Here is a 12,659-nt window from a genome sequence, read left to right on the forward strand (position 1 = left end):
TTCTCGCGGGCCTCTCGGCACCGCGAGCGACCACGGACAGTACGTCCACGCCGTGCCACAGTCCAGCGTTTCTGTGTCAGCTCAGCGCAGAAGCGTCTGTTACGCGTCAGGTCCTTCACGCTGCCAGCCCCAGCAAAGCCAACAAGTCTGCGGTCACCACCCGGTAGGTGTTTCCGAGACGGAGCACCTTGCACGGGTACTGGCCGCGCTTGGCGAGCTCGTACCCCTTGCTCCGCCCCAGTCCCAGCGCCCGATTGCCCGTCTCCAGGTCAACGGCCGCGGGGAGCTCAAGGAGCTCCTCGCGGCTCATCCCCTTCGCTCGGCCAACCTCTTCCTTCTCGCGCATGCGCGCTCCATCCACGACTGAGCCCACGGCGAACGCGCCCATCGCGCCCGTCTCCAGGTCTTGGAATCAACGCTAAGCGAGCTACTGTGTCTAAATGACACAGCGCCGTAGCGATCCTGGATCTAAGAAGGTCGACGACGAGGACGACGTCCCGGAGTGGGTGGATCAGGTCATGGCCACCGTGGCCGCCGAAGTCCGCAGACGACGGAAGGAACTGAGTTGGAGTGCACAGGACTTGGCCGACAAGTGCGAGGAGATCGGCCACCCGATCCCCCGCAACGTCATCGCCAACATGGAGTCCGGACGCCGCTCCAACCTTCCCCTGGTCGACGTCATCGTCTTGGCCGAAGCCCTGAACACCCCGCCCATCTGCCTCGTCTACCCGGTCGGATACGTCGACGACGTGCAGCGACTCCCGCTTCAGCACCCCACCACGGCGCTGGACGCGCTGCGCCGCTTCACCGGGGAGGAGACCGACCTCGGCACGGACGACGACATGCTCCGCTACTTCCGCGCCCACCACGCCGCCGAGGAGCAACTACGGAAGGCGCGCCGCGACGAGGACCACGCGCGCTACCACGCCGAGACCGCCCCGAACGCCGACCGTAAAGCCGAGGCCCTCCGCTCTCAGGCGCGTGCCGCCGAGGCGGCCGACGACGCCGCCAGCCAACTGCGCAGAATCCGCGCGTTCATCCGGGAAGAGGGCGTCACTCCCCCGTCCCTGTGGCCAGACGTGGCCACCGCGATCGACTCATCTGGGAGCGATCCCGAGACCACCGAGGAGAATGATCTTTGAAGGGCTCCACCTACCGCCGCTGCTCCTGTCGCGACCCGAAGACCGGCAAGGAACTCGGCACCTCCTGCCCCAAGCGCAACAGCAGGAACCACTGCACCTACTCCGTACGCCAGGAGCTCTCGCCCCGCGAGGACGGCAGTCGGCGTTCCTTCGCCCGAGGCGGGTACAGCAGCCTCAAGGCGGCCCAGGCCGACCTCGACCACGTGCGCGCCCTCCTCGGGCTGGCCGAATCGGACGACCCCGAGGGCACCGAACTGATCGCCGAGATGCTGGCCGAGGTCAGCCGCGAACGGTCCTCTCTGCCCGAGGTCGAGGAGACGAGGCGGCGTCTCAACTCCGGCCAGGACCTCATCGGCAGCTTGACCGTGGCCGAGTGGCTCGACCGGTGGCTGCCTGGCAAGCGCATACGCAAGTCCGGCCTCAACCGCTACGAGACCGACATCCGCGTGCACCTGAAGCCTCGCATCGGGAACCGCCGCCTGGACCGACTCCGCGTGAGCCACCTCAGCGAGATGTTCACGGACATCCGCGACGCGAACGCCCAGATCCTGGAGGACAACGCTCAACGGCGCGCCGCACTCGACGAGCTGGCGACCATACCGTGGAAGGGCGGGGAGCGCGCCCGCCGCAAGTCGATGAAGACCGCGATCGACGAGATGCCGCCCTTCCGCCGCATCACCGGTCCCGCCACGCGCCAGCACGTCAAGGCCACCCTCCGTGCGGCCCTGAACGACGCGATCGGGCAGCAGATCATCACCTTCAACCCCGCCGCCCACGTCGAGATCGATCCCGTACGCAAGCCGAAGGCGCTCGTGTGGACGGACGAGCGGGTCGCCAAGTGGGAGCAGACGGGCGAGAAGCCGTCACCGGTGATGGTCTGGACGCCGCAGCAGACAGGAGCGTTCCTCGACTTCGTCGCCGAAGACCGGCTGTACGCGATGTGGCACCTGATCGCCTTCCGTGGCCTTCGCCGTGGCGAGGCGTGCGGGCAGCCGTGGTCGGAGACGAACCTCGACACGCACGCCCTGACCGTCTCCTCCCAACTCGTGCAGGACGGCTGGGGGGTCGAGGCGTCCGATCCCAAGACGGACAGCGGGTATCGCGTGGTCGCGCTCGACGACGACACCGTGGACGTCCTGAAGCGGCACCGTGCGCGGCAGGAGGCCGACCGCCAGGAGTGGGGCACCGCCTGGGTCGAGACGGGGAACGTCTTCACCCAGGAGGACGGGTCCTGGCTCCACCCGGGCAAGGTGACCGATCTCTTCGAGCGTCTCGTCGCCGCATCCGGACTTCCGCCGATCCGTCTGCACGACCTCCGCCACGGCGCCGCCACCCTGATGCTCGCCGCTGACATCGACATCAAGATCGTGTCGGACACCCTCGGTCACAGTGATACCCGGATCACTCGGGACATCTACCAGAGCGTCCTGCCCCAGGTCGGCAGGAGCGCCGCCGAGGCGACCGCGAAGCTGGTCCCACTTCAGCGCAAGACCGAGGCCGAGAAGGCGGCGCGCAAGGCCGCGAAGAAGGAGAAGGCGAAGAAGGAGAAGGCCAAGAAGGCTGCGGCCAAGAACGCCGGCAAGGCGAAGGGCGGCAAGCCGAAGACCAAGGCGAACGCCCCAGGCAAGGGCGCCAAGAAGCCCAAGCGCGGCAAGTCCCAGAAGTAGGTTCCCGAGCGGCTCCGCTCACGCATCGCTCACGCAAGCAAAGTCACGGCACCTCGGCCGTGTGACGCGTCATGCCCCACGCAACAGAAAACCCCAGGTCACGAGCTATGCGACCTAGGGTTCGATGGAGCCGCCTTCGGGATTCGAACCCGAGACCTACGCATTACGAGTGCGTTGCTCTGGCCATCTGAGCTAAGGCGGCTTGTGCTGGGCACCATGGTGCGATCAGCGACGTCGGTAAGTCTACACAGTTTCCGGGGGTGCTCCGTACCCGCCCCGGAGGCCAAGGTTCCGGGGCGGGCGGCGCAGGTGGGGTGGGTGAGGGGCGGCTACGAGCAGCGCTTGCCGTCCTCGGGGGCGGTGCCGCGGAGCAGGTACGTGTCGATCGCCGAGTCGATGCAGGTGCTGCCGCGGCCGTACGCGGTGTGGCCGTCTCCCTCGTAGGTGAGGAGGCGGCCGGAGGAGAGCTGGTCGGCCAGGGCCTCGGCCCAGCGGTAGGGGGTGGCCGGGTCGCGGGTGGTGCCGACCACGACGATCGGGCTGGCACCGGCGGCCTCGATGCGGTGGGGCTCGCCCGAGGCCTGCACCGGCCAGTACGTGCAGTTCAGGGAGGCCCAGGCCAGGCCCTCACCGAAGACGGGGGACGCCTTCTCGAAGTCGGGGAGGGAGTCGCGGACCTCGTCGGGCGAGGAGAAGGCCGCGGGGAGGTCGAGGCAGTTCACGGCGGCGTTCGCGAACATCAGGTTGCTGTAGCCGCCGTCGGCCTCGCGCTCGTAGTAGCTGTCGGACAGGGCGAGCAGGCCGGCGCCGTCGTTCTCCTTCGTCGCCGAGGTCAGCGACTCGCGCAGCCGCTGCCAGGCGCCCTCGTCGTACATCGCCGCGATCACGCCGGTGGTGGCCAGGGACTCGGTGAGCTTGCGCCCGTCGGCGTCGCCGGTGGGGATCGGCTTGGCGTCCAGGTCGCCGAAGAACGCCTTCAGGTTCTTGCCCACCTGGGTGGGGGTGGTGTTCTTGTCGCCGAGGGGGCAGTCGGCGCGGCGTACGCAGTCCTTCGCGAAGGACTGGAAGGCGGTGTCGAAGCCCGCCGTCTGCTCCAGGTTCAGCCGGCGGGCGGGCAGCGACGGGTCCATCGCGCCGTCCAGCACCAGGCGCCCGGCCCGGTCCGGGAAGAGCCCCGCGTACGTCGCGCCGAGGAGCGTGCCGTACGACGCTCCGACATAGGTCAGTTTGTCGTCGCCCAGCACCGCGCGCAGGACGTCCATGTCGCGGGCGGCCTCGACCGTCGAGACGTGGCGCAGCAGCTTCGGCGAGTCCGCCCCGCAGCCCTCGGCGAACTCCTTGTACGCGTCGACCAGCTCATCCGTCTCGTCCTGGTCGTCCGGGGTGACGTCGGTCCGCGTGTACGCGTCCATCTCGCGGCCGTCCAGGCACTCGATGGGCTCGCTGCGGGCCACGCCACGCGGATCGACCGCCACCATGTCGTACTGGGCGCGGACCTTCTCCGGGTAGCCGATGCCCGCGTACTGCTGCAGGTAGCCGATGGCCGAGCCGCCGGGTCCGCCCGGGTTGACCAGGAGGGAGCCGAGGCGCTTGCCGGGGCCGGTGGCCTTCTTGCGGGCCACCGCGAGGCGGACGTCGCCCTCGGCCGGTTTCGCGTAGTCGAGCGGGGCCTTCATGGTGGCGCACTGGAAGCCGGGGACACCGCAGTCGCGCCAGCCGAGCTTCTGCTCGTAGTACGGCGACAGCTCGGCGGGCGTGGCCTTCGGCAGCGAGGCCAGGGACGCCGTCGCCGACTCCGTCGCCCCTGCCGCCTGAGCCGCCGGGCCGGCGGACGTCGACGCGCCCCCCGCCGAGCAGGCGGTGGCGAGCAGCGCGGCGGCGAGGAACGTGGCTCGGATCCGGATGCCGCCGATGCGGGTCCTGCGGTGAGTGCGCCTTGTGTGCATTCAGCGAGCGTAACTCTCCGCGACGACGCTGATGCGGTGCGTGGTTCGCGTGCCTCGTTCGTGTTACCCCGTCAAGCGGATGCGGCGCGCCAGGAGGGCGGCCGGGCTCAGCCCGCTCTGAGCGCCATGGTCATCGCCTCCACCGCCAGCAGCGGCGGCACATTGCGGTCCAGGGCGTCACCGCAGGCGGCGATCGCCTCGATGCGGCGCAGGGTCGCTTCGGGTGAGCTGGCGTGGGTCAGCCGGTCCAGGGCGTCCTGCGCGTCGGCGTTGGCGATCGCCACGCGGGAGCCGAGCTGGAGGGCGAGGACGTCGCGGTAGAAGGCGGTGAGGTCGGTCAGGGCGAGGTCGAGGCTGTTGCGTTGCGTGCGCGTTCTGCGGCGCTTCTGGTCGGCCTCCAGATCCTTGATCACGCCTGCCGTGCCGCGTGGCAGCCGGCCGCCCTGGGCCGCGCCCAGCGCCGCCTTCAGCTCCTCGGTCTCCTTGGTCTCGACCTCCTCGGCGAGCTGCTTGGCGTCCTCCGCCGCCGCGTCGACCAGTTCCTGCGCCGCCCGGAGGGCGCCGCCGACGTCCTCTACCCGCAGCGGCATCTTCAGCACGGCGGCCCGGCGCTCCCGGGCGGCCGGGTCGGTGGCCAGGCGGCGGGCGTGCTCGACGTGGCCCTGGGTGGCCCGGGCCGCCGCGGCGGCGAGGTCCGGTTCGATGCCCTCCCGGCGTACGAGCATGTCGGCGACGGCGTCCACCGATGGTGTGCGCAGGTTCAGGTGGCGGCAGCGGGAGCGGATGGTGGGCAGGACGTCCTCGATGGACGGGGCGCACAGCATCCAGACGGTCCGCGGGGCGGGCTCCTCGACGGCCTTGAGGACGGCGTTGGCCGACTTCTCGTTGAGCCGCTCGGCGTCCTCGACGAGGATGATCTGCCAGCGCCCGTTCGCCGGCGAGGTGAACGACTTGCGGACCGTGTCCCGCATGTCCCGCACCAGGATCTCCGCGCCCACCGCGCTCACCGTGCTGACGTCCGCGTGGGTGCCGAGGAGCGCCGTGTGGCAGCCGTCGCAGAAGCCGCAGCCGGGGACGCCCCCGAGGGCGCGGTCGGGGCTCACGCACTGGAGCGCGGCGGCGAAGGCCCGCGCCGTCTGTGTGACTCCCGCGCCGGGCGGGCCGGTGAACAGCCAGGCGTGCGTCATGCTCGACGCCTCCGGCGGCGGGCCCGCCGCCGCGGCGGCGGTGACGAAGGCGTCGGCGTCCCGGGCAGCGGTGGTGAGCTGCTCGCTCACCTTCTCCTGCCCGACGAGGTCGTCCCACACGGTCATGGGTCACGCCGTCCTTCCGTCACGCTCCGCCGTCGCACCGCGCCGCACCCGTCCGCGACGCGCCTTCCATTGTGCGGGGCGGCACTGACAACGAGGCCGGGCCCCGCGACCGACGGGCCCGGGGCCCGGGGCTCAGCGGCGCCCGCGGCCCTTGCCCCGGCGGCCATCGTCGCCACCGCGGCCGCCGGGGCCCTCGTCGCCCCGGCCGTGCTCGTCCTCGCGCGGCCCGAGCAGTTCGTCCGCCAGGGTCGGCAGGTCGTCGAGCGGCGTCTCCTCGGCCCAGTCGGAACGGCGCCGGCGGGGCGGCGCCTGGTCCGGGTCGATCTGGGGCAGCTCGCGCGTACGGTCCCGTGCCTCGGCCTCCCGGGTGCGGTCGGCACCACCGTCGCCGGGGCCGTCCTCCCGGAAGTAGCCCGGCGGGACCCGGTCGGCGGGGTCGTCGCCGCGTACGGGCGGCAGCACCGCCGTCTCGTCCGCGGCGCCCGGCGTCACCGGGGGCAGGACCGCCGTCTCGTCGACGTCCCGCGGCTCCACGGCCGGCAGCACCGTCGTCTCGTCCGCCGAACCGGCCGGCTCGGGCGGCTTGGGCAGCTCGGCCGTCACCTCGGACTCGGACTCCAGGGACCCGGACGCCGCGGATGCTCCGGACGCCCCGTCGGCCCGGGATCCGTGCCCGGATCCGTCCTCGGTGTCGCCGTCCCGCGTGTCCCGCACCGGCCGCAGGACGGCCGTGTCCTCCACGGGGCCGCCGGAGGCGTTCGTCGGGGTCACCACCGGCGTCGGCACGGTCGCGGCGTCCGCGGGGGCCGCGGTCCGCTTGGGCCGGGGCGCGTCGGCGGCGGGCGGCGCCGACGCCTTGGGGCCCGCGGAGGCCGCGGCAGCCGCAGCCTCCGCCGCCCGGCGCGCCTCCTCGGCCCGCAGCAGGGCCTCCTCGGCCTTGCGCTGCTTCTCCAGCCGCCGGGCCTCGGCCTCGGCGTGCAGCCGGGCCTCCTCCTCGGCCTGCCTGCGGCGGCGTTCCTCCTCGGCCCGCAGCCGCGCCTCCTCCTCGGCGCGTGCCTTCTCCTCGGCGAGGAGCCGTACCCGCTCCTCCTCTGCCTTCCGGCTCGCTTCCTCGGCCCGGAGCCGGGCCTCCTCCGCCTGCCGCTCGGCCTCGCGCCGCTGCGCCTCCTCCAGTTCGCGGCGCTTGCGCTCCTCCTCCTCGGCGCGCAGCCGCTCCAGCTGCTCGAGGCGCTCGCGCTCCAGGCGCTCCTCCTCGGCCTTGCGCGCGGCCTCTTCCTCGGCCTTGCGGCGGGCCTCCTCCTCGGCCTTGCGGCGCGCCTCCTCCCGGGCCTTGATCTCGGCCTCGGACAGCGGCAGCACCTGGTCGAGCCGGTGGCGTACGACGGTGCCGACGGCCTCGGGCTCCTGGCCCGCGTCGACGACGAGGTAGCGCCCCGGGTCGGCGGCGGCGAGGGTGAGGAAACCGGAGCGCACCCGCGCGTGGAACTCGGCGGGCTCCGACTCCAGCCGGTCCGGCGCCTCGGTGAACCGCTCGCGCGCGGTCTCCGGGGAGACGTCCAGCAGCACGGTCAGGTGCGGTACGAGCCCGTTGGTGGCCCAGCGGTTGATGCGGGCGATCTCGGTCGGCGACAGGTCGCGTCCGGCGCCCTGGTAGGCGACCGAGGAGTCGATGTAGCGGTCGGAGATGACCACGGCGCCGCGCTCCAGCGCGGGCCGGACCACGGTGTCGACGTGCTCCGCGCGGTCGGCGGCGTACAGCAGCGCCTCCGCGCGGTGCGACAGACCGGCGCTGGAGACGTCCAGCAGGATGGAGCGCAGGCGCTTGCCCACCGGGGTCGCCCCCGGCTCGCGCGTGAGCACGACTTCGTGCCCCTTGCCCCGGATCCACTCGGCGAGGGCCTCGGCCTGGGTGGACTTCCCGGCGCCGTCACCGCCCTCCAGGGCGATGAAGAAGCCGCCCGTCGCGGGCGTCGGCACCGGGTCGTCGCCGCCGAGCAGGGCGTCCCGCAGGTCGTGCCGGAGCGGAACGCCGGACCGGTCGTCGACCTTGGCCAGCACCAGCGCGGCCACCGGCAGCAGCAGCGCGCCGACGAGCATCAGGACGAACGCGGCGCCGCCGTGCGCGAAGACGAACTTGCCGCTCTCCAGGCGGTGCGGGCCGATCGCCGCGGCGACCACGGGTGCGACGACGGCGCCGAGGGCCACGCAGACCCGGACGACCGCGTGCAGGTGCTCGGTCGTGCGGGCCCGGCGGCCGTCCTCGGTCTCCTGGTCGAGCAGCGCGTGCCCGGTGTTCGCGGTCACGCCCGCGCCGACACCGGCCAGCACGAGGAGCAGCAGCACGGTGGTGTCGTCCGGGACGAGGCCGGCGGCCAGCAGGGCGACGCCGGCGAAGGCGATCGCCAGCGCGAGCAGGCGGCGTCGCGACAGGGAGGGCAGCAGGGCGGGGGCCGTGCGGATGCCGACTACGACGCCACCGGTGAGCGCGCCCACCATCAGCCCGTACAACACGGGGCCGCCGCCCAGGTCCTTGGCGTGCAGCACCGCCACGGCGACCACGGCGGCCACGACGGCGGCGACCGCCGCGCAGGCGAAGACCAGCAGGGGCAGGACGCCGGTGCGGCCCTTGTCGACGCCGGTGCCGCTCTTGGGACGGCGCAGGCCCTCCAGCGGCGACCGCGCGCGCGGGGTGCGGACGCCGGGCAGCTCCAGGAAGGTCACCACGGACAGGGACGCGGCGAAGAGACCGGCCGCGACGTACGAGGCGAGCGCCGCCTGGTGCTCGGCGAACCAGTCGATGCCGGCGCCCAGCAGGTTGTTCACCAGTGCCGCGACGACCAGTACGGCGGCGGCGAGCGGGATCGCGACGAAGCCCGTGCGCAGCGACAGGCGGCGCAGCGTGTCCATGTGGTCGGGCAGCGGCCGTACGGTCGCGCCCTCCAGGGGCGGCGCCGGCAGCAGCGCGGGGGCCGCGCTCTCGCGGCACACCGTCCAGAAGCGCTCGGCGACGCCGGTGACGAAGGCGGTCACCAGGAGCACGGCGAGGGCGTTGTCCGGCGTCCAGTCGATCCACAGGGGGGCGACGATCAGCAGGGCGGCCCGCAGCCCGTCGGCGCCGACCATGGTCCAGCGGCGGTCGAGCGGGCCGTCCTGCGAAGTGAGTGAGGTGAGGGGCCCGAGCAGGACGGCGCCGAAGAGCAGCGTCGCCAGGATGCGGACGCCGAAGACGGTCGCCACCGCGAACGCCACGCCCCGGTAGCCGCCGCCGAACGAGCCCGCGCCGATCGCCGCCTGGACGGCGAGGAGGACCAGCACCAGCAGGGCGAGGATGTCGCCGACACCCCCCACGAGCTGTGCGCTCCACAAACGCCGCAGCTGCGGCCGGCGCAGCAGGGCGCGGACGGCGCGCTCGCGGGAGTCCGCGACCAGGGCGTCGTCCGGGGCGGGGTGAGGGGCCGTTGGTTGCTCGGCTCGCGTCATGCGTTCAGCCTATCGGTCGCCGCCGACAGTCCGGCATGCCCGGCGGCACGTACGAACGCCCCGGCATCCGAATGATGCCGGGGCGTTCGTTTTGCGAAGGTGCGTGCGGGCCGGCCGGTCCGCACCCGGCGTTCTCCCGGTCGCTCCCGGTTCTGAGCCGGGCTCAGTCCTCCGACGCCCGCGAGGCGGTCGCCTCCTTGGTGACCGTCTTCTTCGCGGTGCTCTTGGCGGCGGTGGTCTTCTTGGCGGCCGTGGTCTTCGCCGCGGCCGTCTTCTTGGTCGCCGCCGCCTTCTTGGCCGGGGCCTTCTTGGCCGGAGCCTTCTTGGCGGCCGTCTTCTTGGTGGCCTTCTTCGCCGTCTTCTTGGCGGGCCCCTTGGCGCGCTTCTCGGCGAGCAGCTCGTAGCCGCGCTCCGGCGTGATCTCCTCGACGCTGTCGCCGGAGCGCAGGGTCGCGTTGGTCTCGCCGTCGGTGACGTACGCGCCGAAGCGGCCGTCCTTGACCACGACCGGCTTCTCGCTGACCGGGTCGGTGCCCAGCTCCTTCAGCGGCGGCTTGGCCGCGGCCCGGCCACGCTGCTTGGGCTGGGCGTAGATCGCCAGCGCCTCCTCCAGCGTGATCGTGAAGAGCTGCTCCTCGGCCTGGAGGGACCGCGAGTCGGTGCCCTTCTTCAGGTAGGGCCCGTAGCGGCCGTTCTGCGCGGTGATCTCGACGCCCTCGGCGTCGGCACCGACGACGCGCGGCAGCGACATGAGCTTCAGGGCGTCGTCCAGGGTGACGGTGTCCAGCGCCATCGACTTGAACAGCGAGGCCGTGCGCGGCTTCACGGCGTTCTTGCCGGTCTTCGGGGTGCCCTCGGGGAGCACCTCGGTGACGTACGGGCCGTAGCGGCCGTCCTTGGCGACGATGGTGTGGCCGGTGGCCGGGTCGGTGCCCAGCTCGAAGTCGCCGCTCGGCTTGGCGAGCAGTTCCTCCGCCAGCTCGACGGACAGCTCGTCCGGGGCCAGGTCGTCGGGGACGTCGGCGCGCTGGTGGTTCTCGGCGTCCTTCTCGCCGCGCTCGACGTAGGGGCCGTAGCGGCCCACGCGCAGCTTGATGTCGTTGCCGACGGGGAAGGACGACACCTCACGGGCGTCGATCGCGCCGAGGTCGGTGACGAGTTCCTTGAGGCCGCCCAGGTGGTCGCCGTCGCCGTTGCCCGCCTCGGCCGCGCCGCCGGTCCCGGTGCCCTCACCGAAGTAGAAGCGCCGCAGCCACGGCACCGCCTGCGCCTCGCCGCGCGCGATGGCGTCGAGGTCGTCCTCCATCTTGGCGGTGAAGTCGTAGTCGACGAGCCGCCCGAAGTGCTTCTCCAGGAGGTTGACCACGGCGAAGGAGAGGAAGGACGGGACGAGTGCCGTGCCCTTCTTGAAGACGTAGCCGCGGTCCAGGATGGTGCCGATGATCGACGCGTACGTCGACGGGCGGCCGATCTCGCGCTCTTCCAGCTCCTTGACCAGCGACGCCTCGGTGTAGCGGGCCGGGGGCTTGGTGGCGTGGCCGTCGACCGTGATCTCCTCGGCCGTCAGCGCGTCGCCCTGGGCGACCTGCGGCAGACGGCGCTCGCGGTCGTCCAGCTCGGCGTTCGGGTCGTCGGCGCCCTCGACGTAGGCCTTGAGGAAGCCGTGGAAGGTGATGGTCTTGCCGGAGGCGCTGAACTCGACGTCGCGGCCGTCGGAGGCGGCGCCGCCGATCTTCACGGTGACGCTGTTGCCGGTCGCGTCCTTCATCTGGGAGGCGACGGTCCGCTTCCAGATCAGCTCGTACAGCTTGAACTGGTCACCGGTCAGCCCGGTCTCGGCGGGCGTGCGGAAACGATCACCCGAGGGACGGATCGCCTCGTGCGCCTCCTGGGCGTTCTTGACCTTGCCGGCGTACGTCCGCGGCTGGGGCGGCAGGTAGTCGGCGCCGTACAGCTGCGTGACCTGGGCGCGGGCGGCGGAGACCGCCGTGTCGCTCAGGGTCGTCGAGTCCGTACGCATGTAGGTGATGTAGCCGTTCTCGTACAGCTTCTGGGCGATCTGCATGGTCGCCTTGGCGCCGAAGCCGAGCTTGCGGCTCGCCTCCTGCTGGAGCGTCGTCGTACGGAACGGGGCGTACGGCGAGCGGCGGTACGGCTTGGACTCGACCGAGCGGACGGCGAAGCGCGTGTTCTCCAGGGCGGCGGCGAGCGCGCGGGCGTTCGCCTCGTCGAGGTGGAGGGTGTTGGCGCTCTTGAGCTGCCCCAGGGAGTCGAAGTCGCGGCCCTGGGCGACCCGCCGGCCGTCGACCGTCTGGAGGCGGGCGACCAGCGACGACGGGTCGGAGGCGTCGCCCGCGCGGCCGGTGGCGAAGGTGCCGGTGAGGTCCCAGTACTCGGCGGAGCGGAACGCGATGCGCTCGCGTTCCCGCTCGACGACGAGGCGGGTGGCGACGGACTGGACGCGGCCCGCCGACAGCTTCGGCATGACCTTCTTCCACAGGACCGGCGAGACCTCGTAGCCGTAGAGGCGGTCGAGGATGCGGCGGGTCTCCTGGGCGTCGACCAGCTTCTGGTTGAGCTGGCGCGGGTTGGCCACGGCCGCCCGGATCGCGTCCTTGGTGATCTCGTGGAACACCATGCGCTTGACGGGGATCTTCGGCTTGAGGACTTCCTGGAGGTGCCAGGCGATGGCCTCGCCCTCGCGGTCCTCATCGGTGGCGAGGAAGAGCTCGTCGGAGTCCTTCAGCAGGTCCTTGAGCTTCCTCACCTGCGCCTTTTTGTCGGCGTTGACCACATAGATCGGCTGGAAGTCGTGTTCGACGTCCACACCGAGGCGGCGGACCTCGCCGGTGTACTTCTCGGGCACCTCGGCGGCACCGCTGGGAAGGTCGCGAATGTGCCCGACGCTCGCCTCGACGACGTAGCCAGGGCCGAGATAGCCCTTGATCGTCTTCGCCTTGGCAGGCGACTCGACGATGACGAGTCGGCGGCCGCCGTTCGCGGTCTCGCTGGTCGGGGACAACTTCGCTCTTCTCTCCGGTCGACGCTGGGCCTCCCCGGGCCGTGGTCCCCGGGGTCGGGTCGTACTGCGTTTCGGTCGTGACGCTGCGG

Annotated in this window: 7 protein-coding genes and 1 tRNA gene; 2 read left to right on the forward strand and 6 right to left on the reverse strand. The window is 72.1% G+C overall.

Annotated elements, in window-relative coordinates; translation table 11 throughout:
* Positions 1 to 115 precede the first annotated feature (115 nt).
* Positions 116 to 346: a hypothetical protein gene (locus DMH12_RS04250; RefSeq protein WP_185832135.1), complete on the reverse strand. Its 231-nt coding sequence runs from the start codon at positions 344 to 346 to the stop codon at positions 116 to 118.
* Positions 347 to 440: 94 nt separating this feature from the next.
* On the opposite strand from DMH12_RS04250, the gene DMH12_RS04255 reads away from it, so the two are divergent.
* Together DMH12_RS04255 and DMH12_RS04260 are read left to right on the forward strand one after the other, a co-directional pair.
* Positions 441 to 1,142, forward strand: a complete 702-nt coding sequence (locus DMH12_RS04255) for a helix-turn-helix domain-containing protein (RefSeq protein ID WP_125490179.1) — start codon at positions 441 to 443, stop codon at positions 1,140 to 1,142.
* The gene (locus DMH12_RS04260) at positions 1,139 to 2,809 is read left to right on the forward strand and encodes a site-specific integrase (RefSeq protein ID WP_125490180.1); all 1,671 of its coding nucleotides are present in this window, start codon (positions 1,139 to 1,141) and stop codon (positions 2,807 to 2,809) included. The genes DMH12_RS04255 and DMH12_RS04260 overlap by 4 nt, the downstream gene beginning before the upstream one ends.
* Before the next feature lie 125 nt (positions 2,810 to 2,934).
* Here DMH12_RS04260 and DMH12_RS04265 read toward each other — a convergent pair.
* The 5 genes from DMH12_RS04265 to topA form a co-directional block, all read right to left on the reverse strand.
* Positions 2,935 to 3,011, reverse strand: a tRNA-Thr gene (locus DMH12_RS04265).
* Positions 3,012 to 3,138: 127 nt separating this feature from the next.
* Entirely contained in the window at positions 3,139 to 4,755 is a 1,617-nt protein-coding gene (locus DMH12_RS04270) for an alpha/beta hydrolase (protein ID WP_125490181.1), read from the reverse strand.
* Between the two features lie 107 nt (positions 4,756 to 4,862).
* Positions 4,863 to 6,068: a DNA polymerase III subunit delta' gene (locus tag DMH12_RS04275; protein WP_125490182.1), complete on the reverse strand. Its 1,206-nt coding sequence runs from the start codon at positions 6,066 to 6,068 to the stop codon at positions 4,863 to 4,865.
* Positions 6,069 to 6,200: 132 nt separating this feature from the next.
* Positions 6,201 to 9,548: a dTMP kinase gene (gene tmk / locus DMH12_RS04280; protein WP_125490183.1), complete on the reverse strand. Its 3,348-nt coding sequence runs from the start codon at positions 9,546 to 9,548 to the stop codon at positions 6,201 to 6,203.
* A 163-nt stretch (positions 9,549 to 9,711) separates the two neighbouring features.
* Complete coding sequence (gene topA / locus DMH12_RS04285) at positions 9,712 to 12,570, reverse strand: type I DNA topoisomerase (RefSeq protein ID WP_125490184.1); 2,859 nt, start codon at positions 12,568 to 12,570, stop codon at positions 9,712 to 9,714.
* Positions 12,571 to 12,659 lie beyond the last annotated feature (89 nt).

Source organism: Streptomyces sp. WAC 04229, assembly GCF_003947455.1.
Lineage (GTDB): Bacteria > Actinomycetota > Actinomycetes > Streptomycetales > Streptomycetaceae > Streptomyces.

Excerpts from the sequence above, each read along its gene's own strand:
- tmk (WP_125490183.1), bottom strand. The coding sequence starts at position 9,548 with ATGACGCGAGCCGAGCAACCAACGGCCCCTCACCCCGCCCCGGACGAC.
- DMH12_RS04270 (WP_125490181.1), bottom strand. The coding sequence starts at position 4,755 with ATGCACACAAGGCGCACTCACCGCAGGACCCGCATCGGCGGCATCCGG.
- DMH12_RS04250 (WP_185832135.1), bottom strand. The coding sequence starts at position 346 with ATGCGCGAGAAGGAAGAGGTTGGCCGAGCGAAGGGGATGAGCCGCGAG.
- DMH12_RS04275 (WP_125490182.1), bottom strand. The coding sequence starts at position 6,068 with ATGACCGTGTGGGACGACCTCGTCGGGCAGGAGAAGGTGAGCGAGCAG.
- DMH12_RS04255 (WP_125490179.1), top strand. The coding sequence starts at position 441 with ATGACACAGCGCCGTAGCGATCCTGGATCTAAGAAGGTCGACGACGAG.